At 58.2% G+C, this 25,723-nt stretch carries 22 protein-coding genes; 10 read left to right on the top strand and 12 right to left on the bottom strand.

Annotated features, from left to right (window positions below; all coding sequences use genetic code 11):
- Positions 1-14: 14 nt before the first annotated feature.
- Entirely contained in the window at positions 15-887 is an 873-nt protein-coding gene (locus AAFM46_RS02680; protein ID WP_343319401.1) for a sugar phosphate isomerase/epimerase, read from the bottom strand.
- An 18-nt stretch (positions 888-905) separates the two neighbouring features.
- Positions 906-1,928, bottom strand: a complete 1,023-nt coding sequence (locus tag AAFM46_RS02675; protein ID WP_343319399.1) for a Gfo/Idh/MocA family oxidoreductase — start codon at positions 1,926-1,928, stop codon at positions 906-908.
- Positions 1,929-2,078: 150 nt separating this feature from the next.
- Here AAFM46_RS02675 and AAFM46_RS02670 point away from each other — a divergent pair, with 150 nt between their 5' ends.
- Positions 2,079-3,125 (top strand): LacI family DNA-binding transcriptional regulator, encoded by a 1,047-nt coding sequence (locus tag AAFM46_RS02670; RefSeq protein WP_343319397.1) that lies wholly within the window; start codon positions 2,079-2,081, stop codon positions 3,123-3,125.
- Here AAFM46_RS02670 and AAFM46_RS02665 read toward each other — a convergent pair.
- From AAFM46_RS02665 to AAFM46_RS02655, 3 genes are read right to left on the bottom strand one after another with little or no spacing between them, the layout of a single operon-like run.
- Entirely contained in the window at positions 3,122-4,021 is a 900-nt protein-coding gene (locus AAFM46_RS02665) for an ATP-binding cassette domain-containing protein (RefSeq protein ID WP_283531706.1), read from the bottom strand. The two genes, AAFM46_RS02670 and AAFM46_RS02665, sit on opposite strands and share 4 nt — an antisense overlap.
- Before the next feature lie 13 nt (positions 4,022-4,034).
- Positions 4,035-5,078, bottom strand: a complete 1,044-nt coding sequence (locus AAFM46_RS02660) for an ABC transporter permease (protein WP_283531707.1) — start codon at positions 5,076-5,078, stop codon at positions 4,035-4,037.
- A 58-nt stretch (positions 5,079-5,136) separates the two neighbouring features.
- Positions 5,137-6,132, bottom strand: a complete 996-nt coding sequence (locus AAFM46_RS02655; RefSeq protein WP_283531708.1) for a substrate-binding domain-containing protein — start codon at positions 6,130-6,132, stop codon at positions 5,137-5,139.
- Positions 6,133-6,404: 272 nt separating this feature from the next.
- On the opposite strand from AAFM46_RS02655, the gene AAFM46_RS02650 reads away from it, so the two are divergent.
- The 3 genes from AAFM46_RS02650 to AAFM46_RS02640 are packed head-to-tail and all read left to right on the top strand — an operon-like array spanning position 6,405 to position 9,148.
- Entirely contained in the window at positions 6,405-7,145 is a 741-nt protein-coding gene (locus tag AAFM46_RS02650) for a GntR family transcriptional regulator (protein WP_343320333.1), read from the top strand.
- A 17-nt stretch (positions 7,146-7,162) separates the two neighbouring features.
- Entirely contained in the window at positions 7,163-8,056 is an 894-nt protein-coding gene (gene iolB / locus AAFM46_RS02645; RefSeq protein ID WP_343319394.1) for a 5-deoxy-glucuronate isomerase, read from the top strand.
- Between the two features lie 39 nt (positions 8,057-8,095).
- Positions 8,096-9,148 (top strand): ROK family glucokinase, encoded by a 1,053-nt coding sequence (locus AAFM46_RS02640; protein ID WP_283531710.1) that lies wholly within the window; start codon positions 8,096-8,098, stop codon positions 9,146-9,148.
- 33 nt (positions 9,149-9,181) lie between these two features.
- Here the strand turns inward: AAFM46_RS02640 and AAFM46_RS02635 are convergent, their stop codons facing one another.
- From AAFM46_RS02635 to AAFM46_RS02605, 7 genes are all read right to left on the bottom strand, one after another.
- Positions 9,182-10,609, bottom strand: a complete 1,428-nt coding sequence (locus AAFM46_RS02635) for a sugar porter family MFS transporter (RefSeq protein WP_343319392.1) — start codon at positions 10,607-10,609, stop codon at positions 9,182-9,184.
- 163 nt (positions 10,610-10,772) lie between these two features.
- A complete protein-coding gene (locus tag AAFM46_RS02630) occupies positions 10,773-11,786 on the bottom strand; it encodes a Gfo/Idh/MocA family oxidoreductase (protein ID WP_343319390.1) in 1,014 nt (337 codons plus the stop codon).
- Between the two features lie 79 nt (positions 11,787-11,865).
- Positions 11,866-13,362 carry a CoA-acylating methylmalonate-semialdehyde dehydrogenase gene (locus AAFM46_RS02625; protein WP_343319388.1) on the bottom strand — a complete coding sequence of 499 codons (1,497 nt, stop codon included), beginning with the start codon at positions 13,360-13,362 and terminating at the stop codon, positions 11,866-11,868.
- A gap of 18 nt (positions 13,363-13,380) precedes the next feature.
- Complete coding sequence (gene iolD / locus AAFM46_RS02620) at positions 13,381-15,297, bottom strand: 3D-(3,5/4)-trihydroxycyclohexane-1,2-dione acylhydrolase (decyclizing) (RefSeq protein ID WP_343320331.1); 1,917 nt, start codon at positions 15,295-15,297, stop codon at positions 13,381-13,383.
- A gap of 18 nt (positions 15,298-15,315) precedes the next feature.
- Positions 15,316-16,227: a deoxyribose-phosphate aldolase gene (locus tag AAFM46_RS02615; RefSeq protein ID WP_343319386.1), complete on the bottom strand. Its 912-nt coding sequence runs from the start codon at positions 16,225-16,227 to the stop codon at positions 15,316-15,318.
- Positions 16,224-17,210, bottom strand: a complete 987-nt coding sequence (gene iolC / locus AAFM46_RS02610) for a 5-dehydro-2-deoxygluconokinase (protein WP_343319384.1) — start codon at positions 17,208-17,210, stop codon at positions 16,224-16,226. The genes AAFM46_RS02615 and iolC overlap by 4 nt, the downstream gene beginning before the upstream one ends.
- A 249-nt stretch (positions 17,211-17,459) precedes the next feature.
- A complete protein-coding gene (locus AAFM46_RS02605) occupies positions 17,460-17,864 on the bottom strand; it encodes a tautomerase family protein (protein WP_343319382.1) in 405 nt (134 codons plus the stop codon).
- A 180-nt stretch (positions 17,865-18,044) separates the two neighbouring features.
- Here AAFM46_RS02605 and AAFM46_RS02600 point away from each other — a divergent pair, with 180 nt between their 5' ends.
- The 6 genes from AAFM46_RS02600 to AAFM46_RS02575 all read left to right on the top strand — a co-directional run bounded on the left by AAFM46_RS02600 (position 18,045) and on the right by AAFM46_RS02575 (position 25,723).
- Positions 18,045-19,199, top strand: a complete 1,155-nt coding sequence (locus AAFM46_RS02600; protein ID WP_343319380.1) for an ROK family transcriptional regulator — start codon at positions 18,045-18,047, stop codon at positions 19,197-19,199.
- 63 nt (positions 19,200-19,262) lie between these two features.
- Positions 19,263-20,333 carry an extracellular solute-binding protein gene (locus tag AAFM46_RS02595; RefSeq protein WP_283531719.1) on the top strand — a complete coding sequence of 357 codons (1,071 nt, stop codon included), beginning with the start codon at positions 19,263-19,265 and terminating at the stop codon, positions 20,331-20,333.
- 75 nt (positions 20,334-20,408) lie between these two features.
- Positions 20,409-21,494, top strand: a complete 1,086-nt coding sequence (locus tag AAFM46_RS02590) for an ABC transporter ATP-binding protein (protein WP_283531721.1) — start codon at positions 20,409-20,411, stop codon at positions 21,492-21,494.
- Positions 21,491-23,314 carry an iron ABC transporter permease gene (locus AAFM46_RS02585; RefSeq protein ID WP_343319378.1) on the top strand — a complete coding sequence of 608 codons (1,824 nt, stop codon included), beginning with the start codon at positions 21,491-21,493 and terminating at the stop codon, positions 23,312-23,314. The genes AAFM46_RS02590 and AAFM46_RS02585 overlap by 4 nt, the downstream gene beginning before the upstream one ends.
- The gene (locus AAFM46_RS02580; protein ID WP_343319376.1) at positions 23,295-24,788 is read left to right on the top strand and encodes a lyase family protein; all 1,494 of its coding nucleotides are present in this window, start codon (positions 23,295-23,297) and stop codon (positions 24,786-24,788) included. Before AAFM46_RS02585 ends, AAFM46_RS02580 begins: the two co-directional genes overlap by 20 nt.
- Positions 24,785-25,723, top strand: coding sequence for a carbohydrate kinase family protein (locus tag AAFM46_RS02575; RefSeq protein WP_343319374.1), 939 nt, complete (start codon positions 24,785-24,787; stop codon positions 25,721-25,723). Before AAFM46_RS02580 ends, AAFM46_RS02575 begins: the two co-directional genes overlap by 4 nt.

Below are 25,723 nucleotides of genomic sequence, written 5' to 3'. Positions count from 1 at the left end.
CGCCCCCGAACCAACTACTGCGCCAGCAAGAAGTCCACGCTGCGTCGAACATCGGCCATTGGGCCTTCGCCTTCCGGGGCTTGGCTTAGAATCGCATCCTGTTCCAGGACGTACCAACCCTGATATTTGACGGCGACCAGCGCCGCCACGATCTCGGCAATGCGGCAATCACCTTGGCCCAGGGGAACAAACATACCCGCCTTCACACCTGCGGTGAATCCCAGTTCGCCGCGGCCCACCTGGCCAGCCAGTTCGGCGTTGACGTCCTTTAGATGGGCATGCCCCACCCGTGAGGCGTAATTGCGCACAAGTTCCAGCGGGTCAGTTCCGCCAATGAGCAAATGCCCGGTGTCTAAACAAATGTTGGCACCGGTATCATTGAGCAGCCTTTCTACGGCAGTGGCTGACTCGATCATGGTGCCCACGTGTGGGTGCAGTACGGCAGTAATCCCACGTTCGCCGGCCCGCCGAACAGCCTCATCTAAGTTGGCGCCAAGGGTTTTCCACTGGGCTGGCGTCAGTTCCTGCTTTGCATCATAAGAAACCGCGCCGCTATCGGCAGAAAGCACCAGAACCGTGGCACCACTTGCCTCGAACGCGTCAAGCTCGCGTTCAATAGCGGGCAGCGGATCGTTGCCTTCTTGGTGGAGTACGGAGGGAAAAAATCCACCAATGGCCCCAAGTCCGTAGCTTTGGAGCATCGCGGCTCGCGGGGCGGGTGCCACGGGCAAAAAGCCCAGGGGGCCAAACTCTGTGGCTTTTATCCCCAAATTTTGCATGTCCGCTAGAACACGTTCGGGTGGGAGCTGATAGCCCCAGTCTGCGGCCTCGCAGACACCCCAGGAAATGGGGGCTGCTGCGAGTTGGTTGGCAAGTGAAGAAGTCATGGTGTATTCCATTCCGGTTTAAAGTTTGACCCGGACAGGTACGCCGGTCTCTAGCGATTCTTGTGCCGCGTCCGCCACCTTGGAGGCGGCAACAGCATCTTCGGGCGTGCAGGGGTTTTGGCGCTGCCCAAGGATCAGTTCAACAAAGGCCACCAGCTCAGAACGGTAGGCTGGCTCGAATCTTTCGGCAAAAGTCAGGTGCGAGCCACCGGAGGGAAAATTCACACCTTGTTCAGCCGATCTCAAGGCTACTTTCTCATCCAAGCCCACCATGAGTGAGCCCTTGGAGCCTTGAATTTCAAGCCGAACATCGTGCCCCGCACCGTTGTAGCGCGTAGCGCAGACGGTGCCCACCGTTCCATCCTCGAAGGTTACAAGAGCCAACGCGGTGTCAACATCACCCACCTCGCCAATGGCCGGATCCCCGTTATTGGAGCCTCTGGCGTAGACCTCCACAATCTCCTGTCCGGTCAGCCAGCGCAGAATGTCGAAGTCATGGACGGAACAGTCGCGGAAGAGCCCTCCGGAAGTGGCCAAGAATTCAACCGGCGGCGGGGCCATATCACCGGTGACGGCTCGCAGGGAGTGGATCCAGCCCAGTTCCCCGGCATTGTAGGCACGTTTGGCTTCCAAGTACCCGGCATCAAAACGCCGTTGGTGACCAATCTGTACGGTGCCGTTGTGGGCTTTGATGTATTCAAGTACTGGGAGAGATTCGCTAACATTCACACCCACAGGTTTCTCGCAAAAAACCGGAATCCCCGCGTCAACACCGGCCTTGATCAGCTCGGGGTGAGTGGCTGTGCCGGTGGCGATGACAAGACCGTCAATGCCGGAGGCGATTAGCTCGGTCACAGTCAGGAAAAAGGTGGCCTCCAGACCCTGGGCTATACCGCGGGCATGCTCCACCGCAACGTCTGTCAAAGCGAGTTTGACGGTGACTCCCTGTGGGTTCAAGGCCTGGTTCAGGGCAGCAATGTTATTGGCATGCATGACACCAATACGCCCTACACCAACCAAGCCGAGGGTTATCTCTTTCATGGGGCTCCTTTACCTCAGGGTGCTGACCAGCGGCCCTATAAGTCACTATGTTGGAACGCTCCAACATCTGCTTGCTAGACTAGAGGTTCACCGACACTGCGTCAATAGTTTGTACTAACAAACTGACAAACAACTTGTAAAAGGGGTTCCATGAGCGGCACCCAGCGTGTTCGCGCTGCAACCATCATGGATGTTGCAGCACAGGCGGGTGTTTCCAAATCCGTTGTGTCATTGGTGCTGCGCGGCACTGGCTACGTCAGCGCGGCCAAGCGCACCGCCGTCGAACAGGCTGTTCTGGCACTGGGCTATAGGCCAAACGCCGCCGCCCGCGCGCTCAGTGAATCCCGTAGCCGCACGGTGGGCGTGGTGCTCAATGACATGCGAAACCCCTGGTTTGTCAGTGCGGTTGAGGGATTAAACGCCAAGCTCACGGAGCATGGCCTGCAGATGCTGATGGGCGATTTTCGTCTCGACAGCCGAAGCGGTGAATCCCTGCTGCGCAAGCTGCTGGAAATGAACATTGAAGCACTGGTGCTTGTTGGAACCATGCCTCCCAGCGCCTTGTTGGCAGCCGCTGCCTCTCAGGTTCCCACCGTGGTGCTGGGCGCACCCTCCGGGCCCGGCCCCAACGCCACTATTGTCACCAATGACGATCAGGCCGGCGCGCGGCTGGCCGTGGAGCACCTGATCTCCTTGGGGCACAAGAGTGTTGCCCACGTTTCCGCACCCGGGACAGCTGTGGGGGCACAGCGCAGAAGCGGCTATGTGCAAGCCATGGAAACGGCCGGCCTGGGCGCCTTGGTCCAGCTTGCTGACGGCGGGCTTACGGAGGAGGAAGGTTACCGCGCAGGGGTGGAACTGCTGAACGGATCGCAGCGCCCCAGCGCTATCTTCGCGGTCAATGACATGGCCGCACTGGGGGTGCTCTCCGCCGCTGAGGAACGTGGCCTTGCCGTGCCGCAGGATCTGTCAGTGGCCGGCTATGACAATACGCCGCTAGCGGCATTACGTCGGATCAGTCTGACCTCAGTGGATAATTCCAGCCGCGAGGCTGGCCAGCGTGCCGCCGAACTGCTCTTGGCAAGACTGGTTCCGGGCGCCACCGCGCCGCCGAATGAGATGCTGCCCCCAGCCTTGGCGATCAGGGGCAGCACAGCCGCACCGTCCACAAGATATGGACACGACCAACCCTCTTAGCGGGCGCCTGCCCTGCCCGCCTCTGCCTGAACTTCTTCTACAACATCGCCATGGCCACCGAGCTGCTCAAGCTCGTGGGCCAACTCAGCCAGCTCGGCGCCGCCAGCCATTTGCGCCGTGAGTTCCTCGAGCGTGACATCCTGCTTTTCGTAGTAACCAATCGACTTTCCGCGCTTCAAGAGCAGGAAGCGGTCACCTACGGGATAAGCGTGGTGCGGATTGTGGGTGATGAAGATGACGCCAAGGCCCCGGTCGCGGGCCTGCAGGATGTAACGCAGCACCACCCCGGACTGCTTTACTCCCAGGGCCGCAGTGGGCTCATCAAGAATGAGGACCTTGGCTCCGAAATATACGGCGCGGGCAATCGCCACGCATTGGCGTTCACCACCTGAAAGCTGGCCGATCGGCTGCTCCACATCACGGAGTTCAATCCCCATCTGCGCCAGTTCCTTGAGCGTGATGTCCTTCATGCGCTGAACGTCCAGGCGCTTAAACGGGCCCTTCCCCGTAGTCAGCTCTGAACCAAGGAAGAAGTTGCGCCAGATCGGCATGAGTGAAACCACGGCAAGATCCTGATAAACCGCGGCAATTCCCGAGTTCAGGGCCTCGCGTGGGCTGGCGAGCTTCCGCTCCTGCCCCATGATCTTAAACGTACCCTCATCATGCTGGTGGAGGCCGGCAATAATCTTGATCAGCGTCGATTTTCCGGCACCGTTGTCGCCCAAAACGCACGTCACCCGGCCGTTATCCACGGCCATTGTGACATCCCGCAGCGCAATGATGTTCCCGTACCGCTTGCCCACTGATTCAAGGGAGAGCAGGTGGATCGGTGTGTGGGTCAGTGGATCGGGCTCACCCTGGAGCAGCGTTTGCTGGTCGATTTGTTTTGAGTTCATAATCTTCAGGCCCTTACTTGAGTTCTGCTCGGCGCTTGACGACCAGGTTGACGATGGTGGCGAGCAGCAACATCAGGCCCAAGAAGAACTTGAACCAGTCAGGGTTCCACTGCGCATAGATGATGCCCTTGTTTGCCATCCCGAAGATCAGGGCACCAATGGCCCCACCAACGGCGGAACCATAGCCGCCTGTGAGCAAACATCCGCCAATTACAGCGGCGATGATGTACAGGAATTCATTGCCAATGCCTTCACCGGACTGAACTGTGTCAAAGGCAAACAGGTTGTGCATGCCCAGGATCCAGCCGCAGAAGCCAACAGCCATGAACAGGCCAATCTTGGTTTTGGTCACTGGGACACCCACAGCACGGGCGGCCGCAGCATCTCCACCAACAGCAAAGATCCAGTTTCCCACCTTGGTGCGCAGCAAAACCCATGACGCGACAGCAACCAAGGCGATCCAAATGAAAATAGTATTTTTGATTTCTACCCCACCAATATGAATGGAGGAGGCGAAGATGGCTCGGGCGGAGGCGAAGCCGTCCATAGTGGCGATGGATGGCGATGACACCGAGCCACCGATCAGGCGCGTCAGGCCAAGGTTGAGCCCGGTGAGCATTAGAAACGTAGCCAGGGTGACAACAAAGCTGGGGAGCTTTGTCTTGATCAGGATCCAGCCGTTGATGAAGCCGATGGCCAAGGACACTACAAGAGCCAGCCCCACCCCAACCCAGACGTTGCTGCTGAAATACCAGCTAAAAAGCGAGGCAGTCAACGCCGAGCTGATAACAGCCACACCGGTTGAGAGATCAAATTCACCTCCTATCATCAACAGTGAGACACCCACCGCCATGATGCCGATGGTTGAGCTGCCGTACAGGACAGTCGAGATGGCGTTGGGCTGCAGGAAAGTTTCAGATACCAGGGAGAAGAAAATAAAGAGCACAATTGCTCCCACCAGCGCTCCCACCTCGGGGCGTCCAAGGAGTTTTCGTAGCGAATTGCGTGTCCCGACTCGTTCATCAACAAGTGGTGGTTTGAGAAGTGTTTGCGTCATGGTTGATCTCCTGTTGCGCTCGCTCCCGGGGCCTACCCGGGAGTGAGCTGGAAGCTGCTTAGCGAATACCCTGTTGGGCGAACTTAAGGACTTCGCTGGCGGCGTCCTTATCCACGATGCTTGGGCCTGTCAGAACGGGCTTTCCGCCGCCAATCCGGAATCCGCCACGCTTGGCGAGCCAGAGCGCATCAACTGCCCCGTAGCCCTGCAGCCACGGCTGCTGGTCAACAGTGAAGAGGATCTTAGAGTCAATGATTTGCTGGGCGAGCTCCTTGTTCATATCGAAAGAGGCTACTTTAACCTTGCTGTTGGCTGATTCCACAGCCTTGAGGATCGTCAAGGTGAAGGGTGCGCCAAGGCCGATCATGGCATCGGCGTCCGCGGTGGCCTGGAGCTTTGCTGTGACTGTGGAGGAAACCTGCGTCATGTCCGTTCCGGTGACGTACAAGTTTTCAGTTCCTGCAATCTTCTCCTTCACGCCCGCACAGCGAGCCTCCAGGCCTACGTTCCCCTGCTCGTGTATGACACAGATGGGGTGCGTCATCCCCAGTGATTTGAGTTTCTCGCCCACGGCCTCGCCGGCGATCTTCTCATTGGATCCGAAGTGCGTGAAGGCACCCAACTGTGCAGAGACGTCTTCGCCTGAGTTCAGGCTGACGATCGGAATACCCGCCTCCGTTGCCTTCTTCAGCGCGTCCTTAAGCGCGTCAGCTTTGGCGAGCGTAACGGCGATCCCGTCAACCTTCTGGTCCACAGCCTGCCCTATCAGCTGTGCCTGGCGGCCACCCTCGGGGTCTGAGGTGTAGAGCAGCTCAACGTTGTCTTTAGCCGCTGCCTCCTCGGCGCCTTTGCGCACAATGTCCCAGAAAGTATCGCCGGGACCGGCATGGGTAATGAGTGCAATCTTCAGGCGAGGCGTAGTAACGCCCTGCCCTTCACCGCCAGCCGCCTGCGTTTCTGCGGGCTTGCCGCCAGTACTCGAACAGCCACTCAATGCCAGCATCGGCGCCACGGCCGCCGCCAACAACGCCATCCGCCAAGAAACCTTCTTCACGATGAATCTCCTTTGATTATTAGCTGCACCCGGGGCACCGGTCTGCATGCCTTCCACACAGAGTATGGTGACTTGCATCACCATCTGTCAATAGTTTGTCCTGACATGAAGACGTTTTAACTTAAATTTATTTTGCAGCAGACCATGGTGACCCGCCACACCCTGCTATAGTCGGGGCAATAGAGCTTCATGTCCTATCAAGCGAACATGAAACTAATATGCTCCGGATGGCCAACATTATTTGGCTCATCCCAGTGCCCAGGGAGATAACCGTGGCCAACCACTTGAACTTCACTATCGACCGATCCTCCCCCGTGCCCCTCTACTACCAGGTAGCTCAGGGCATCGAGGCTGCCATCTCCAGTGGCCTGCTTGTTCAGGGCAGCAAACTGGATAATGAAATTGATCTTGCCGCACGTCTCAATCTATCGCGGCCAACAATGCGTAAAGCGATGGATGAGCTTGTGCGTGCCGGACTACTTGTTCGCAAGCGTGGAGTAGGGACCCAGGTGGTGTCCAAGCAGGTACGCAGGCCGCTTGAGCTATCAAGCCTTTATGATGATCTAACCCTGCGGGGCTCCAAGCCCACCACGGATGTTCTCAGCTTTGCTCATGTTGAGGCGGATGTGGCCACCCTGCAGGCTTTGCAGCTTGCCCCTGGCGCACAGGTCTACCATTTCAAGCGCCTTCGCAAGGTTGATGGCAAGCCGTTGGCTCTCATGGAGAACTGGGTGCGCGATGACATCACGAGCATGGATGAGGCTTCTTTGAGCGCGGAGGGGCTCTATGCCATTCTGCGCAATGGCGGCGTGAATTTCCGCTTGGCCTCACAACGGATTGGTGCCATGATCGCCAATGATTACCAGGGACCGTTACTGGAGGCCGACGTCGGATCCGCCTTGGTGACCATGGAAAGAACCGCTGTGGATGACACCGGGCGCATGGTTGAGACCGGCCACCACGTGTACAGGGCGGATTCTTATAGTTTTGAAATGACATTGGTGCAACGCTGAAGTAAGGATGAAAACGTATGGTGAACTGGGTATACCCACGAGGCACAGCAGCACAAACCAACTGGGATGTTTCACTGGGAACAACTGATTCCACTTTGCAGGTGGAGGGCTGGAAACACACAGGGCTGAAGGTGGCAACGCTGGCTCCGCACGGCGCCGTGGTCCTCCCGCCCCACGCCGAAGAACGTATAGTCGTACCGTTGAACGGATCCTTCAGTGTTGACGTTGGGGGAACCGTCCATGAACTTACTGGGCGCGCTAACGTTTTTAGTGGCCCCACTGATGTCCTCTACTCCGGCATCAACACCGCGCTCACCATCTCCTCCACAGACGGCGGACGAGTCGCTATTGCCACTGCCCCCGCCAAAACCAGCTACCCCACCCGTCTGGTCACGGCCGCAGAAATACCCGTTGAGCTGCGCGGGGCCGGCAACTGCTCACGCCAAGTCCACAACTTTGGGACGCCGGCCGCCTTGGAAGCAGATAGATTCATTGTGTGCGAGGTCATCACCCCTGCCGGCAACTGGTCCTCCTATCCGCCGCACAAACACGATGAAGAGAAAGATGGCGAAACCAGCCTCGAGGAGATTTACTACTTTGAGACTCAGGTAGCCGCTGGCTCGTCCGCCCCCGGCGGCACCGACGCGATCGGCTATCAGCGCGTCTATGCCTCAGATGAACGGCCCATCGACGTTGCCGCAGAAGTGCGCACAGGCGATGTTGTTCTGGTCCCGTACGGCTGGCACGGCCCCGCAATGGCCGCTCCCGGTTATGACATGTACTACCTCAATGTGATGGCCGGCCCAGGACCGCTGCGTGAGTGGCTTATCAGCGATGACCCACACCACGGATGGGTTCGCCAGAGCTGGGATGGACTGGACGTGGACCCGCGTTTGCCCTTCTCTCGCTGAAAGTTCCTGGCCCTTTCCACTAGTCGATAGAATTTCATGATGCTCCGCTCACTTCCCGTCCTCAGACCCGCCTTTCGATTCCCGGGCCGTACTGGCGCCAATGCACCACTGGCACTGGGTATTGACATTGGCGGCACCAAAGTTGCTGCCGGGGTAGTGGAGGTGAACGGGGTCATTCGCGAAGAGTTACGCAGTGAAACTCCCAGCAGGGATCCACGCGCTGTGGAACACGTGATTGCTGATCTTGTGCGCGAGCTTGGCTCCCGCCATGATGTGCAAAGTATTGGTATTGGTGCGGCAGGCTGGATGGACCTGGATGGTGGCACCGTCATGTTTAGTCCCCATCTGGCCTGGCGCAATGAACCTCTTCGGGAGAATTTACAGAGTCTGCTAAAACGCCCGGTGACTGTGATTAACGACGCCGATGCGGCTGGCTGGGCGGAATGGCGCTTTGGAGCTGGGCGCGGTCACAACCGGCTCGTGACTCTCACCTTGGGCACGGGCATTGGTGGCGCAATCCTCACTAACGGACGCGTGGAGCGTGGCAGTTATGGGATGGCAGGAGAATTTGGGCATCAGATCATCATGCCCGGCGGTCATCGCTGTGAATGTGGCAACCGCGGCTGCTGGGAACAGTACGCCTCCGGAAACGCCCTGGGCCGGGAAGCACGTGAACTCGCCAGCGCAGGGTCACCTGTGGCCAAGGAACTCTTGGCTGCCGTCAACGGCAAATCCAAGGACATCACTGGAGCACTTGTCACCGAGCTGGCGCTGGCAGGTGAGGCCACCTCCCGCGAACTCGTCCAAGAGGTGGGCGAATGGCTTGGACTAGGCATCGCCAATCTCTGCGCGGCCCTTGATCCGGAACTGTTTGTCATTGGCGGTGGGCTCGGTGCTGCCGGTGAACTGTTGCTGGGGCCAACTCGCCGTGCCTACTCCAAGAACCTCACCGGCAGGGGCTTTCGCCCTGAAGCGAAGATCCTTAGCGCCGTGCTCGGCTCACGCGCCGGATTGATTGGGGCAGCTGACCTGTCCAGGGTCCCCCGCACCAAGCCGCTGGCACGTCGCTTGGGGACCAAAGTCTGCGCCTAAGCCCGCAAACGGAAACTCACAGGCGCAGTCCCGCTACTTCCCGGCCACCACGGCGGACTTGAAAAGCGCCTCCAGCTCCTCTAGGGATTTGCCTCGTGTCTCGGGGACAACTCTTTTGACCCAGACGATCGCGCAGAGCTGCAACGCCACGAAGATGAAGAACGTGGCGGAGATACCAATCCCGGCAACCAGCTGTGGGAAGAAGAAGCCCACCAGGAAGTTGACCATCCACAGCACAAACACGCAGATGCCCATGGCTACCCCGCGCACGTGCAGCGGGAAGATCTCTGACATGGTCAGCCATGTGACGCAACCGATGAATGCCTGCATAAACGCCAGGAACGTGACCATGAAGAACAGCACCAGGAAGCCGCGGAACAGGCTTTCCGGGACCAGCAGGGACACCATGGCGATGGCGAACAGGGACGACGCCGTTCCGCTGAGTCCCAGCACAAGCATGAACTTGCGCGGCAGTCGGGTCATCAAATACATGCCGGCGATGACGGCCACAACCGAGGTGACGCCGTTGAGGACATTGGCGATCAGTGCGCCTTGGTCGCCAAATCCTGATGAGGAAAGAATGGTGGTGCCGTAGTACATGATGGCGTTGATGCCGCTGATCTGGTTGATCACTGCCATGCCCAGTCCCACCACAAAAATCCGCCGGATCCAGGGCACGGAGAGGTCCTTGAAGGTTCCCAGCTTGGATTTGTAGTCCTCGCGGGCTGCTTGCCGCACTTCCTCAAATTCGGCGTTGACCTCCGCCGGTTCACGAACCTTGCGCAGCACGTCCAGAACGGCGTTGAAGTTGCCACCAGCAGCCAGCCAGCGCGGACTCTCAGGCAGCACCAACATGCCAAACCATAGGATGACAGCTGGCAGGGTGGCAATGACAAGCATGTAACGCCAAATGTGGTCTGCGTCGGGGAACATATTGCCTAGCAGCGCGTTGAAGGTGAAGGCCAGGAACTGCCCGGTCACAATCATCAACTCGTTTTGTGTCACGATCCGCCCGCGCTGGGCCGCTGGCGACATTTCCGCCAGATACACCGGAACTATCACCGAGGCCCCGCCCACGGCCAGGCCCAAGACCGTGCGTGCCAGCACCAACAGCTCGGTGGAGGGTGCAATGGAACAACCGATCGTGGCAATCGTGAAGATGATGGCCAGGCCCATGATGGTTTTGCGTCTGCCAAAGTGGTCCGAGAGCCTGCCGGCGGTGATGGCACCAAAGGCGGCACCAAGCAGCAGCGTGGAAGTGACAAGCCCCTCCGTGAGAGGTGTTAGGCCCAGATCGCGCTGCATAAACGGCAGTGCCCCGTTGATGACACCTGTGTCGTAGCCGAAGAGCAGCCCGCCAAAGGTGGAGAACAAGGCCACCTTGCTCATAAACTTTTTGGGGTTCGCGGGCTTGGTGGCCCTTGCGCTTGCGCCGGATTTTTCTGCCAGCAGTGACTTCATAGTGTGCCCGTTTCGTCGGTACGCACCAAAAGGCCGGTGATAGGTGCGGGGGCCAAAACAATCTTCACGAAACTTCACTCCAATACATAAAAAACTCTCTGGTCAAGCGCGCTTAGTTGTACAGTGCCTCTAGTTGTACAGTGTCTCTAGTTGTACAGGGCCACTAGCTGTACAGGGCGGGTTTTACCGCCAGGACCACGGCGGTCTTCGCACCTGTCTTTTGGGCCTCGACCCCCGCTTCACAACAGGCAGCAGTGGCGTAGCCGTCCCAAGCTGACGGGCCACCGATCTCCCCCCGCAATGCAGCATCCACCCATGCCTGGATTTCGACGTCGTAAGCGGCACCGAAGCGCTCCTCAAATCCGGGAGTTACCGCACCGCCCCAGCGGCCCTGTGTCCGAATGTAGGGGCCGGCGTCGGAGCCAATGTTCACGATGCCTTCTTCGAAAGTGGCCTGGGTAGCTACCTCGTAACCAAACTTGGCGTTGACATAGATTTCCACATCGGCCAGCACACCGGACCCTGTTTCAAGGAGCACATGTTGGGGATCGTGCTGCCCGTTTGGTGCAGTCCGGGTGGCTTTGCCCATGCGCACCTGAACGGAGGTGATTTCCTCGCCGGTGAAGTAGCGCACGGCGTCGAACTCATGGACAACGGAATCGTTGATCAACATTTCATTGGTGAATCCAGGCGGGGTGTTGGGGTTGCGGTGCTGGTGGTGGAGCATGAGCAGCTCGCCCAGCTCACCGCCGGTGATGATCGAGCCCAGTGCAGCGTATTCGGCGTCGAAGCGGCGCATGAATCCCACCTGGATTCGTTGGTGACCATGAGCCACCTCGGCTTGCACAATGCGCCATGCACTCTCCGCATCCGGAGTCATTGGTTTTTCGCAGAGGATGGGAAAATCCTTCGCCAACCCCTGGTAGAGGATGTCCTCATGCAGGAAACCGGGGGTGGCAATCAGGACCGCATTGACGTCGCCGTTGGCGAGGGCCTCCTCGGCGCTGGCTAACGCCACCGCTCCGGAGATGCCCGCAATGGCGGCCTCCGCTCGGGCCAAGTCAACGTCTACCACGGCAGCAACCTCTGCTCCGTGAATGCGGCTGTTCAGACGTTTGATGTGGTCCGCGCCCATGCGCCCGGCTCCAATGACAGCTACGCGAAGAGTTTTAGTCATAGTGGTTCTACTTTCTGGGGTTCTCTTGGGGTTTCTTTGGGTTCTGCGATTGGTGCTGGGCGCTAAAGCGTGGACAGAACTAGTTAGAGGGGAAGTTGTATGAAGCCCCGGATGCGTGCTTGGGCTCGGGCCAGCGCGAGGTGACAACTTTTCCGCGAGTGTAGAAGGCCACACCTTCTTCTCCGTAGATGTGCTTGTCGCCAAAGAGGGAGTTCTTCCAGCCGCCGAAGGAATGGTAGGCCACAGGTACGGGGACGGGTACGTTGATGCCGATCATGCCCACGTGGACACCGCGCTGGAATTTACGCGCGTTAGCTCCGGATGAGGTGAAGATGGCCGTGCCGTTGCCGTACGGGTTGGAGTTGATCAAGGCGATGCCTTCCTCCACTGTCTCTACTCGAACCACTGCCAAAACCGGGCCAAAGATCTCTTCGGTGTAGGCGCTCATATCAGTGGTGACGTTATCAAGGACAGTGGGCCCAACCCAGTTGCCGTCCTCTTTGCCCTGCACGGTGAGTTCCCGGCCGTCCACCTTCAAAGCGGCGCCGTCGGAAGCTGCTTCGGTGACGATCTTAATGACGCGAGCCTTGGCCGCGGCGGTGATCACCGGGCCCATATCGGCGTCGGCCTGCGTGCCATCGGCCACCTTGATGGCCTTGGCACGCTCGGAGACCTTAGCCACCAACGCATCGGCGGCGTCGCCTACTGCAACCGCCACGGAGATGGCCATGCAGCGTTCTCCGGCGGAGCCGAAAGCAGCGGCGGAGAGGTGGTCAGCGGCATTGTCCAGATCGGCGTCGGGCAGAATAATGGCGTGGTTCTTGGCACCGCCCAGTGCTTGGACGCGCTTGCCGTGTGCTGTGGCCGTTTCATGGACGTACTTGGCAATGGGAGTGGAGCCAACAAAGGAAATCGCATCAACGTCAGGATGAGTCAACAGGCCATCCACTGTTTCCTTGTCCCCGTGCAGCACCTGGAACACGCCGTCGGGCAGGCCAGCCTCGGTCCACAATTTGGCCAGCAGCATCGCGGCGGAGGGATCGCGCTCAGAGGGTTTGAGGATGAAGGCGTTCCCGGCAGCAATGGCGATGGGGCACATCCACAACGGCACCATGACGGGGAAGTTAAACGGGGTGATCCCGGCAACTACGCCCACAGACTGGCGGAAGGAGAACACGTCGATGCCCGTGGAGGCCTGATCGGAGTAGTCACCCTTAAGGAGCTGCGGGATACCGCAAGCGAACTCAATCACTTCAATGCCACGGCCAATCTCGCCCTTGGCATCAGAAAGAACCTTGCCATGCTCAGCGGTGACCAGGGCGGCCAACTCGTCCACGTGCCCCGCAACCAGTTCGCGGAACTTGAACAGCACCGTGGTGCGCTTTGCCAAGGACGTCTCGCCCCAGGAATCGGCAGCCTTGCGGGCCGCGGCAACTGCTGCGTCAAGGTCCTCTTTGTTGGCTAGGCGCAGCTGTGCTCGTTCGGCACCGGTTGCAGGGTTGTAGACGGGCTGGGTCCGGCTACCTGATCCAACGGTTTCAGCGCCGTTGATGAAATGCATAATGGTCTCAGTCATGATGGAATCTTCCTTTGTTCAGCCGAGCAGGGGACGCTGGCGAGTCTTATGGTCGGTGTAAGTGGCGAAGGCTTCTTGGGTGGAGGCCAGCTCGGATAACGCCGAGACAGGAACGTCCCACCATGATTCGGAGGCGGGAGCGTCAAGCAGGGGGTCGGTTTCCACGTGGATCACAATGGGTCCGCCGTTCTCCGGTGCTGCCTTGGCAGTGGCCACAGCGGCCTCAAGTTCGGCAATAACGTTTTCTCCGGGTTCTATCCGGATCACCCGGACTCCGAGACTTTCAGCGTTGGTGGCCAAGTCAATCGGCAGTCTCTCACCGTCGTCGAAGCTGTGCTGTTCCTTGTTCAGGGTGCGGTATTTGGTTCCGAAGCGTTGCGAACCCAGGGATTCAGAGAGTGCCCCGATGGAGGCGTAGCCGTGGTTCTGTACCAGTACCACTATCAACTTGATCTTTTCAGCTACGGCCGTAACAAGCTCGGTGTGCATCATGAGGTAGGAACCATCGCCCACCATCACCACAACGTCGCGGTCTTCTCCGGCTGCTAGGACTGCGCGTTTTACACCCAGTCCGCCGGGGATTTCGTAGCCCATGCAGGAATAGGCGTATTCCACGTGGTAGCCGAAGGGGTCCCGGACGCGCCACATCTTATGCAGGTCTCCGGGCAGTGAGCCGGCGGCGCACACCACTACATCACGAGCATCCATGGCCCTGTTGGTGGCGCCGATGATCTCGTTTTGTGATGGCAACGGGGTGAATCGAGTGTCAAAGGACGCCTCAACAATGGAGTTCCAACGCCGTTTTTGTGCAGCTATGGTGCTCTCCAAGTCACCGCCTACGCGGTATCCGCCCAAGGCTTCGGTCAGCTTGAGCAGAGCCTTGCGGGCATCGGCCACGATGGGTAGCGAGGTCCCGTGCTTGTAAGCATCAAGGGGTGCCACGTTAATGTTGATGAATTGCACGCCAGGGTTCTGGAACGCCGTGCGTGAGGCGGTGGTGAAGTCTTCGTAGCGCGTCCCAATCCCAATGATCAGGTCCGCGTTGGCGGCTAAGGCGTTGGCCGCCGTCGTACCTGTAGAACCAACCGCACCCACGGAGAACGGATGATCCCACGGCAGTACGCCAACCCCGGCCTGGGTGTTGCCAACGGGGATGCCTGTGAGCTCTGCAAAGGCGGCAAGTTGCTCATGGGCAAAGGCGTAGAGAACGCCTCCCCCGGCGATGATCATGGGTGCTTTGGCGCCGCGGATTGCCGCGGCGGCGCGGCTAATGTCAGTGTCTTCAGGCTCGGGGCGGCGGATGCGCCACTCGCGTTCGGCCAGAAATTCCTCCGGGACATCGAGCGCCTCAGCTTGGACATCCTGTGGCAGCGAGATGGTGACGGCACCGGTGTCGGCCGGATCAGTGAGCACGCGCAGGCCGCTGTACATGGCGGAGAAGAGCTGTTCTGGCCGGGACACCCTGTCAAAGAAGCGTGACAGCGGCCGGAACGCGTCATTGACGGTGATGTCATAGGCATCCGGACGTTCCAGCTGTTGCAGTACGGGGTCGCTAACGCGCGTTGCGAACGTGTCGCTGGGCAGCAGCAGCACCGGCAGCCGGTTGGTGGTGGCCAGCGCTGCACCCGTGAGCAGGTTGGTTGACCCCGGCCCCACCGAAGTGCTGATGGCGAACGTTTGACGGCGGCGCGTATGCCGGGCGTAACCCACCGATTGGTGCGCTTGCGCCTGCTCATTACGGCCCTGGTAGTAGGGCATCAGTGTGGGATCAGAGACCTGAAACTGCTTCAGGGCCTGGCCCACACCGGCCACGTTTCCGTGCCCAAAAATGCCAAACATGCCCGGAATCAGACGTTCGCGGTACTCCTGGCCACCAATATTATCAATGGTGTATTGCTTGCCAAGGAATTCCACCACGGCCTGGGCAACGGTCATTCTTCGTGTAGCCATGAATTACTCCGATACTTCTACAGTGGTGCGGTTCAACAATGAGGCGGCCGTGGCAACTGCGCCGGCAACATCACCGTCCTGCGGGTAGAGCAAGGTGCGGCCCACAGTGAGCCCCTGCACGCCGGGCAAGGCTAGAGCTTCCTGCCAGCTGGCAAAGACTTCCTCTGGGGAACCGTGGGGATCACCGCCTAAGAGCACAGTGGGGAAGGTGGTGGCCGCGAGCACGCGCTCCATCTCCTGCACCACAGGTAGTTTCATCCAGGTGTACGCGCTGCTTGCGCCCAAACCCTGGGCGATGGCGACGGATTTTATGACGGCATCGGTGGAGAGATCATTGCGGACCATACCGTTGGCACGCACCGAGAGGAATGGTTCCACCATGGCGATCAACTGATGTGCCGCTAGCGAATCAATGGTCTTGGCGGTGGCTTCGAGTATGGATACCGTGTCCGGATCCTCCAAGCAGATGCGGGTGAGCATTTTGCCGCCGTCGGCCCCTAACTCGGCTAGTGCGGCCGCGGTGTGCCCGGTGAAGCGGTCATCGATCTCATTGACCAGCCCGGCTAGTCCGCCACGGTTCATGGAACCAAAGACGAGTTTTCCCTCCAGCGCGCCCAACAACAGCAAGTCATCCATGACATCCGGGGAGGCTAGAACACCGTCCACCGCGGGGTTTGCCAGGGCGATCTGCAAACGGTCCAAGAGGCTGCGGCGGTCTGCCATCGCTACCGGGTCGGCGCCAACGGCTAAGGCGCCGCGGGCGGGGTGATCGGCGGCAACAATAAAGTTCTGGTGGCCGTATCTCACGCCGGGATGGCGTTGGCGGGCCGTGGCCGCACGCCTAATAGCTGCCGGGTCTTCTAGCCGGATGGCCGTCAGATGTTCGTAGCGGCGCGGGTCTAAGGTATCTTTCACTGCATTGCCTCTTCTGGGATGGGACGGCCACGTTCGGCCAGCAATGCAGTGACTTCGGCTGGAGTGGGCATGGCATCGGCACAGGAGAGCCTGGATGCAACAATTGCCCCGGCTGCGTTGGCGTAGTCAAGTACTACAGTGAGCGGCCAGCCGGAAAGAAGCCCGTGGCAGAACGCGCCGCCAAAGGAATCTCCGGCACCCAGACCATTGACAGTATCCACCGGAACAGGTGCCGAGACCACGCGCTCGGTGCGGGTCTTTGCCATCACCCCTTCTGGGCCCAATTTCACCACAGCAATTTCAACGCCGGCGGCTAGTAACCGGTCGGCTTGTTCATCGGCAGTGCCCTCCCCCACTGCTACAGCGCACTCCTTGTCATTGCCTATTGCTACCGTGACATGGGGCAGAATCTTTGCCACTTGTGCACGGGCGGCGTCTTCTGACTCCCAGAACATGGGCCGGTAGTCCAGGTCCAGAATGGTGAACTGTCCTTCTGTCAGCTCGCTCCGGTCCCGCGCCAGGTGGGCGGCAATATGAGCGGAAGCGCTGGGCTCCTGACTCAGACCGGTGACGGTTGACCAGAAAATTCCGGCTTTGCGAATGGCGTTCAGATCCAGTTCATCGGCTTGGATCTGCAGATCCGGAGCCGTTGGAAACCGGCCGTAAAAGTAGAGCGGAAAGTCTTCCGGGGGTTTGATGGCGCAGAACGTAACGGGTGTTTGGAGATTTTGCACCGGCGTGACGAAGCTGTCGTCAACGTTGAACTTACGCAGTTCGCGGTGCAGGTAGTTACCGAAGGAGTCATCGCCTGTTCGGGTGATGACTCCGGCCTGGCGTCCGTGCCGAGCGGCGGCTACGGCAACGTTGGATGGTGAGCCGCCCAAGTACTTGCCGAAGGATGTGACATCCTCCAGATCCGCCCCGACATCGTTGGGATAAATGTCTACGCTAATACGCCCGATGGTGAGCACTTCGTGGATCACGATGATCGTGGACCTTTCTTTTGCTTGAACTCTTACCTTGAACTCTTACCTCAGTACGGTCCATGTACCGGCGCCGGGCTGGTCTGCTCCTGTGAGCGGAACCACAACCACTAGTTTGCACCAATTTTCATGTCACGTCAAAGGTTTGTACTGACATACTTACATTGAGAAGTTGATTGATATGGCTCACCGCCCCACAGGCCCTGCAACAGCGTGGATTTTTGCGTTTGAGCACCCGCTCAATGACACTTATTTTTTTGGAACGGCGAGCTCCCCGGTCACATATTGGGCTCTACCAAAGCCGAAGGACCAGTCACTGGCGGTGTTTTCAACATAGCCCAGGAAAACATCCTCACCAGCAATGCCCAGAGCCTGAAGGCGGCTCGCAACAGCCGCGAACAGCGACTGCTTATCACCCTGACTCCGCCCACCCTGAGTGAAGATCTGAATCATGACAACATCCGGGGTGCGTTCAAAGCCGAGCCCGGCGTCTTGAGCAATGATCTGGCCCTGGGGGTGCTCGGTGAGAATGTGGAAGTAGTCACGCTCAGGGATTTTATATTCGGCCACAATGGCACTGTGAATACCCTGACTCAGTGCCCGCAACTGCTCGGGCGTACGGCCTTGAATAACATCAACGCGGACGAGTGGCATCAGCTTCTCCTAAATAGTTTGTCCTGACATACTAACAAACTATGGAAGTTGTATGCAAAATTGACCCGCTCGAACATCTCGGATGCATCGCTTAGCTGACCACCGGCATCCTGTGCTCAAAGTGGGAATGCGTGGCAGACATCACTTGCATTCTTACTTTATTCAACGTATAAAGTAAGTATGTTACTTAAATCACAGCGCGCGGCTCCCACAGGACGAAATGCCCTGCGTCGGATCCGCGTCGGGGCAATCTTCAGCACCTTGCTGTCGTCCGGCCCCTTGGCTAGGACCGATTTGGCGCAATTGACCGGCTACAGCCCCTCAGCTGTGACAGGTATTGTGCAGGATCTAAGTGACGCCGGTTATCTGAGAGAACTCGGCCAGCAGGAATCCACAGGAGGGCGCCGCCGGACCCTGTTTGAGCTCAACCGCTCCTCAGTGACTGTCGCCGTAGTTGGATTCTCCGCCTCGAAGGTGTGGTGCTCACTAGTTGATCTGGATGGTTTTCGACTGGATTTCCAGGAGCATGACTTTGATCCGTCGCACCCAGTGGAAAGTATTGCCGAAACGGTCACTGCCGTGCATGGACGGGCTCAAATTCGCCCTGTTCACATCGTCATTGCTCTACCCGGTGTGGTGACCAACGACGGTTCCCTGGCATTGGCCCCCGCGTTTGGCCCTATGGCCCATCTTCGGCTAGCGGAAGAGCTTGAGGCGAATACGGGTCTGCCCACAACCGTAGAAAACGATGTCAACCTGATCGCTTTGGGGGAACGCTGCTCGGGTGCCGGAAACGGCGTAGATGACCTGGTGTTAATCCACGTGGATGACGGTATCGGCGCAACCATCATTACTGGTGGCGAGGTTCTAGAAGGGGCCAGCCGCTCAGCGGGGGAAATTGGCTTCCTGCCACAGAGCCTGCAAGCCAAGCCCCAAGGGGAACACGGCGACTATGAAACCCGCTGGAACGCACAAGGAATCCAAAAATTGGGCGCCCAGAACTCTCTCAGTTTGCGCACCGAAGACGTCATTGGATCCCTGTGCCAATCTGTTGCACCACAAGCCGGTGAGCTACTAACTGAAGTCCTCCAAGCCTGGGCCTTTGCCGCCATCGTGTGCATATGCATCGTCAACCCCTCTCGTGTCATCTTTTCTGGACATGCGGTGCATCTGGACGAAAGCGCTCGGGCCGAACTGCGTGAAATGGTGCAACGATCTGCTCCTTCCTACACCGACGTGGTCTTCGCGGAACTGGGAAGCACCGGGATCCTCCACGGTGCTATCGCCAAAGTTCTGAAAGCACCCGAAAAGCTGTTTACCGAAGCTGCAAGCTAATTGGAACACCCTCATTTTTCATTTTCAAACAACTACCTGACAAAAAATCACTAGGAGATATCAATGACGAAAAATCCACTGCGATTCATGTTGCTTGCTGGCGGGCTCGCACTTAGCCTCGGTATGACAGGCTGCGGACTCGACTCGAACGCGGGTTCCGGCGAGGATGATGGGTCCAAAGAATCAGGCTCACTTACTATTTACACCGCCCGGGATAAAGGCCTGGCCACGGAAGTTGTGGCAGATTTCGAAAAAGCTAACCCAGAATACGCCGGCAAAGTACAGCTACTGACCTTGGGTGCTCAGGAAGCCCTAGAGCGTGTCAAGGCTGAGAAAGCAAACCCGCAAGGCGATATCTGGTGGGGTGGAACACAGCAGCAAATGCAGCAGGGCGCCACCGAAGGCGTCTTCTCCCCCGCACCTAAGGACGTCATCGACGCAGTGCCCGCCGCGCAGCGTGACGCCGACGGTCTCTGGGTCGGTGAAATGAAACTTGCTGAAGTTATTTTCTACAACCATGACATGATGACCGCCGAGCAGGCACCGAAGGACTGGGACGATCTGATCGCCCCAGAAATGAAGGACAAAATCGCTATCCGCGACGTTCTCGCCTCAGGTACTATGCGCAGCATTTATGCATCCATGATCGACCGAAAGTATGATTCCGCTGGAAGCGCGGAAGCTGGTTATGACTGGCTGCGCAAGCTAGACGCCAATACTAAAGTCTACGCCGCCAACCCTACCGACCTGTACTTGCGAATCACTCGTCAGGAGGCCGCGGCGACGGCTTGGAATCTTCAGGACGTCATGTTGCAGATCGAAAAGCAGAAGGCTCCCTTCACCCCAGTGGTGCCCACTTCCGGTGCTCCGATGCTGATTGACGGCGTTGCCAAGATCAAGGACGGCCCTTCTTCAGCTGGCGCGGATGCGTTCCTTTCTTTCTTGGTTGGCCAGGAGGAGCAGAGCAAGCTTGCCGAGAAGTACTTCCAAATCCCGACGATCTCTTTGGCATCTGAGCCCTCATGGTTGGCTGACCTGGACCTGAAGGAAATGGATGTGAACTGGGAGCGAGTGAACAAGAACGAGCCCGAGTGGAGCAAATACTGGGCGGAAAACATCAAGAACCAAGGCTAATACCACTAGCGCTAAGGGGCGGGCCATCACAGCCCGCCCCTGTCAGTACCCGACCAGACCCCCTGTGGAGCAACCATGACACGCGTCTACCTCAACGGAATCACCAAATCGTATTCAGGAGCCAAGCCTTCAGTCTCTGACCTAACTCTTACCATCGAAGACGGGGAGCTTTTCACGCTTCTGGGACCGTCCGGCTGCGGGAAGTCCACCACCTTGCGCATGGTTGCTGGTTTCATCCAGCCCACCAGTGGAAGTATCCACTTCGATGGCAAAGATGTCACCAATACCGCCCCCAATAAGCGGGACACGGGCATGGTGTTTCAAAATTACGCACTGTTCCCCCACATGACTGTCCGTGGCAACGTGGCCTACGGATTGAATATGCGCAAAGTGTCCAAAGTCGATAAAAATCGCCGAATCGATCAAGCACTGGCTCAGGTGGGACTTGAAGAATTTGGCGACCGTCGTATTGATCGGCTTTCCGGCGGTCAACAACAGCGGGTCGCGCTTGCTCGCGCACTCGTCATCAGCCCTAAAGCACTGCTTCTAGATGAGCCCCTGTCCAACTTGGATGCGAAACTCCGTGAAGAAACACGAGCAGAGATCAGGTCCACCCAACAAGCCGCCGGCACCACGTGTTTGTACGTAACGCACGATCAAGCCGAAGCCATGGCAATGAGTGACAGGGTGGCTGTTCTAAACGAAGGTCTGCTGCATCAGGTGGCATCTCCCCGCGAGGTTTACAGCCAGCCGGCAACCTCATTCGTGGCACGATTCATTGGCCGCTCCAATGTGCTTCCCTGTACTGTCTTGGGACACGAAAAAAACACCGTCAGTATTAAGCTTGGTGATGGCACCATCTTGAGCGCACCCCGGGTTGATGGGACTTTTTCAGCCGGGGTTGTTGCTGGCGAAGAAGCGGCAGTTTCACTGCGGCCTGAATCCATTCACCTCAGTGTCATCTCGGGCCAAGAGGAATCAGGACACTTCACCGGCAGGGTCCTCACTGCCGAATTTACCGGCGCAGTCAACGTGTACGAGATCGCGTGGCAGGACATGAAAATTGTGGTCTCAGCCCCGGATGCTTTTAATCGGGCCGAGCCTGGGGATCTGGTGTCTATGAAGCCCGCTCAAGAGCGAGTGTGGATGGTGCGACCGTGACGGGTGCGCTTCCGGTCCCTCGCCGGAGATCTTCCCTGACCTCTTCGGACCGTTTTGTTTATATCCTTGCAGCACCCTTAATTCTGGTGCTGCTGGTGTACATCGTGGTGCCCATGCTTGCAACGGCAACCACCAGCGCCGAGGGAGGCGGTAGCGCCTATGCAGGGTTCTTAGACGGTGCTTCAAAAAATGCGCTGATTCTCTCCGTCACCATTTCTCTGGTTTCAGTCCTGACCACAGGATTGCTCGGCACGGGACTGGCAGTTTTACTTTCACGCTTCGACTTCCCTGGACGGAAAGTTCTGCGGCTCTTTGCACTTCTGCCCATGGCATTACCACCCCTTATTGGCGCAATTTCCTTTTACTTTCTGTACGCCGAGAGTGGGATCGTACCGCGTTTCTTGGCCCGCTACTTTGGCGTGGACGCAGCAGATTTTTCCGTCAATGGCATTTGGGGTGTGCTCCTAGTCCACACCATGACTATGTACCCCTACTTCTATTTGGCCGTCACTTCAGCTCTGGCTGGATCCGATGCCTCAATGGAGGAGGCCGCACTGAACTTAGGCGCCAGCCGTTACCACATGTGGCGTACTGTCTTGCTGCCCATGCTTACCCCTGCGCTGGTTTCAGGCGCGCTGCTGACCTTCATGGTTTCCATGGCTTCATTCACAGCTCCACAGTTCTACAACGTCCAGACGTTGACCATGCAAATCGTCGCCTCACGCACTAGCGGCGCCTACGATGTTGCCGCTGCCCAAGCAGTAGCCCTCTCGGTTGTCTCCATCTTGTTCTTGTTGGCTATGCGCTGGTATGAAAATCGGCGTATCCACCGCGGTTCTTCCAAGGGCACACCACAAGCTATTAAAGTCCTCCACGGTGTGTTCCCAAAGGTAGCCGCCGGTGTTGGTTCTTTGCTGCTAGTCCTGTTTCTTATGGCTCCTGCAGCAACCATAGCCTTGTTGTCATTCACGGTTGACGGATCATGGACCATTCAGATCCTCCCACCCGAATACACCCTGGAGAACTTCACCCGCCTCTTTACCGACCCTGCAACCCTGCGACCCATCATGGTCAGTGCACAGATGGCGTTTATTGCCATGCTTGGTTGTGTTGTTTTCGGTGTCCTTGCCGCTTGGGTTGTCACCCGGTGGAAAGGCCCCGGCAAAGCCATGCTCGATATTATGGTGATGCTGCCTTGGGCGCTACCTGGGACCGTCATCGGGGTAAACATTGTGACAGCCTTTGCGACCCCGACGCCGTTCAACTTTGGCCAGGTGCTCATCGGCTCGCTGTGGATCCTACCGGTAGCCTATTTCGTGAGGTTCCTGCCGCTAGTCTTCCGGTCTGCGAGCGCCTCGCTGGCGCAGATTGACCCTTCTGTAGAAGAAGCCGCACGCAGTTTGGGCGCCGGGCCTTGGCAGGCATTGCGGACAGTGACTGTTCCACTGATGTCTAGGGGCATCATGGCAGGTGCACTGATGGCCTTCATTCAGGGGTTCGGAGAATATGTGGCCTCGGTAGTGATCTATCCGGCCCGTTACGCGCCACTGTCCGTGGAGATTTACAACAGGATTTACTCAAATGAATTTGGCACGGCGGCCGCCTATGGAACCCTGCAAATGCTGCTTATTCTGATCGTCCTGATCATCTCCCAACGGCTGGAGACTCCGCGGCGGATAAAGAAAGTACGTAACTTCAAACCCAAGGGTCCCGCATTAGTGATCGCGTCGGCTCTTACCCCTGCACTCCAGCAAAACCAGAAAAACGGTGACACATATGAACACGACCCACAACCAGCCAATGCCACGTCCAGAACTTAAGGACCGCCCCGAACTATCCATTTATTGGGACAACCACTTGAGAGTTGCTTTCGAGGAGGCGGCACCGCATATCTACCCGGCGATGGTCGAGGCCAGCCTGGCGCACGTGTACATGCTCACGCACCAGGACATTTTGCCTCGCAGCCGGGGGAAACTGCTTTTGCAGGGTCTGTTGGCGCTATGGAAAAAGACCCAGGATGGTGAGCAGGAGTTTCACTTCGATGGCAGTGTTGAAGATCCTTATTACTTCCTAGAACAGCAATTGGCGCAGGAATGTGGCATTCCCACCTCGGAACTTGATGTGCAGCTTGCCCGTAGCCGCAACGATCTCGACGCCGGAGTGTTCCGGATGGTCCTGCGCCGTCAACTTCTGGAGCAAACGGCATTGGTGGTCCAATGCGCTGCGGACGCCGCCGCACAGGCAGCCGTCCACGCCGAGAGCCTCATCATTGGTTTCACCCACCGCCGTCCGGCTCAGCCCACAACAATCGGCCATGTACTGGCAGGCCTGTCTGAGGCCATGCTCAGCCAAGCCACTGAAATGCTCAGTATCTACGCCGAACTCAACATCTCCCCGCTGGGATCCGCAGCCTTCACCGGTACCGACTTACCTATCGATTCCGCGCTGGTCGGGAAACTGACAGGCTTCGATTCCAGCTTCACCTCCAGCTATGAAGCAGTAGCCGGGGCCGAGCATTTCATGCGTTTGGCTGCTGTCCAGGCTCGGATCACAGCCACCGGTGCCCGTTTTTCACGGGTATTGCTGGAATGGATGACATTCAAGTGGGTCCAAACACCCACCCCTTATACACAGGGGTCATCGATCATGCCGCAGAAAAAGAATCCCGTGGTCTTGGAACACATGGTCTCCATGGCTGGCGCCACCGCCGCTGATATGGCAGCAAGTTACGCAAACATTGGTTCGGCTTGGTACGAAGACTCGAACAACGCCACCACAGACGTGCAAAAGCACCTGTGGCGTGCCGGAGACCGCGTAGTTCGGTTCATGCGTATGCTCGATGGCTTGTTGCTGGACCTAAAAGTTGAGCAGTTGCCAGACCCTGCGGAAATCGTTGCTTTGGGCGCCACCACCACTGCTGTGGCTGAGGCTTTGGCTGCCCAGAGCATCCCTTGGCGCGCAGCCCATGACATTGTGGGTCAGTTGGTACGTCAGCATGCCCCCGCCGACTGGACCGGCGAGGACGTCACCGCAGCTTTCGAGGAAGCAGGCCAGACTGCAACGGCAGAACTGGTGGAAACGACGCTCAGCGCGGGCCAGCAGCCGGCGCTGATTCTGCAGCGCCAGCAGACCGGTAGCCCCGGTATTGGTGCCGTGCGCGTGAACGCCGCAGCGTCGAAAGATCGTGCAGCGGCATTAGGGCAGAAAATTCACGAGCGCCTGACGGTGTTGGAGGAGACCAGAAACGGGCTGCTTGACACTGCACACGCCGCAGTTCAGGACGGTCACTGGTGAAGGCTGGAATCACAGTAGTCGGAAACACCAACCTGGATATTATTGTCGCAGATACGAGTGAGCTTCCAGCACCTGGAACCGAAACCGTAGTCCCTACCATCAGCATCCGGTTGGGCGGTTCAGCAGGAAACCTTGCTGTGCGATGTGCCGGGCTTGAACTGACAACCCAACTAGTCTCCCGGGTAGGGGACGATTCGTCCCTGTTAATCTTGGAGGCGGAGCTTGACCGGCCGCGTTTGGAGTCGCACCTGTTGCGAACCGCTGGAACGGCGAGCGGGATGACCGTTGCAGTTGAAGCTCCCGGACGAGACAGGGCATTCCTATCCTCTTTGGGACCCATGTCTGCCATGTGCCCTTCAGACATTACCGAGCAAATGCTGGACTCCTCTTTTCTCGCTTTGGCCGGTTACTTTCTCTTGCCGGGCATGCAAGGGCCGGCGCTGACAGAGCTGTTTCGGCGTGCCAAAGCCGCAGGGGCAAAAACAGTCTTAGATACCGGCTGGCCACCACAAGGCTGGACCAAGGAAACCCGCGCAGAAGTACTCCTAACGATGGATGAAGTAGATCTTTTCCTTCCGAACGACGATGAACTCCATGGTTTAGCTGGCCATACCGATACGGAACGGGCGGCCCGCGAACTGGCAGTGTCCACAGATACCTTGGTTGTGGTGAAAATGGGAGCCCGGGGTGCTGGAGTTGCCACCGCGCTTGGTGAGTGGTTTGAACGTTCGGCGGCACCGGTACAGGTAGTCGATTCAACGGGGGCAGGTGACGGGTTCAATGCCGCGTTCTTAGTCGCCTTGGATCGGGGTGCGGATACGGCTCACGCCTTGGCCGCCGCCGTCGAATACGCCACCAAGATGGTCTCGACAGTTCCGGAAGAACGCGACCATGTGGTTCTGGGCGCGATCCCTGCAGCGATAGTAGTGAGCTGA

Origin of the sequence: Arthrobacter sp. TMP15 (assembly GCF_039529835.1) — a bacterium.
Lineage (GTDB): Bacteria > Actinomycetota > Actinomycetes > Actinomycetales > Micrococcaceae > Specibacter.
Note: the sequence above shows the minus strand (reverse complement) of the source record. Positions and strands in the feature narration are given on the sequence as shown.

Bases quoted from the DNA above. Each gene is read 5' to 3' on its own strand.
- AAFM46_RS02580 (WP_343319376.1), top strand. From the start codon at position 23,295: ATGCCACGTCCAGAACTTAAGGACCGCCCCGAACTATCCATTTATTGG.
- AAFM46_RS02590 (WP_283531721.1), top strand. From the start codon at position 20,409: ATGACACGCGTCTACCTCAACGGAATCACCAAATCGTATTCAGGAGCC.
- iolD (WP_343320331.1), bottom strand. From the start codon at position 15,297: ATGACCGTTGCCCAGGCCGTGGTGGAATTCCTTGGCAAGCAATACACC.
- AAFM46_RS02630 (WP_343319390.1), bottom strand. From the start codon at position 11,786: ATGACTAAAACTCTTCGCGTAGCTGTCATTGGAGCCGGGCGCATGGGC.
- AAFM46_RS02660 (WP_283531707.1), bottom strand. From the start codon at position 5,078: ATGACGCAAACACTTCTCAAACCACCACTTGTTGATGAACGAGTCGGG.
- AAFM46_RS02625 (WP_343319388.1), bottom strand. From the start codon at position 13,362: ATGACTGAGACCATTATGCATTTCATCAACGGCGCTGAAACCGTTGGA.
- AAFM46_RS02640 (WP_283531710.1), top strand. From the start codon at position 8,096: ATGCTCCGCTCACTTCCCGTCCTCAGACCCGCCTTTCGATTCCCGGGC.
- AAFM46_RS02675 (WP_343319399.1), bottom strand. From the start codon at position 1,928: ATGAAAGAGATAACCCTCGGCTTGGTTGGTGTAGGGCGTATTGGTGTC.
- AAFM46_RS02680 (WP_343319401.1), bottom strand. From the start codon at position 887: ATGACTTCTTCACTTGCCAACCAACTCGCAGCAGCCCCCATTTCCTGG.
- AAFM46_RS02595 (WP_283531719.1), top strand. From the start codon at position 19,263: ATGACGAAAAATCCACTGCGATTCATGTTGCTTGCTGGCGGGCTCGCA.
- iolB (WP_343319394.1), top strand. From the start codon at position 7,163: ATGGTGAACTGGGTATACCCACGAGGCACAGCAGCACAAACCAACTGG.
- AAFM46_RS02670 (WP_343319397.1), top strand. From the start codon at position 2,079: ATGAGCGGCACCCAGCGTGTTCGCGCTGCAACCATCATGGATGTTGCA.
- AAFM46_RS02605 (WP_343319382.1), bottom strand. From the start codon at position 17,864: ATGCCACTCGTCCGCGTTGATGTTATTCAAGGCCGTACGCCCGAGCAG.
- AAFM46_RS02600 (WP_343319380.1), top strand. From the start codon at position 18,045: ATGTTACTTAAATCACAGCGCGCGGCTCCCACAGGACGAAATGCCCTG.
- AAFM46_RS02635 (WP_343319392.1), bottom strand. From the start codon at position 10,609: ATGAAGTCACTGCTGGCAGAAAAATCCGGCGCAAGCGCAAGGGCCACC.
- AAFM46_RS02665 (WP_283531706.1), bottom strand. From the start codon at position 4,021: ATGAACTCAAAACAAATCGACCAGCAAACGCTGCTCCAGGGTGAGCCC.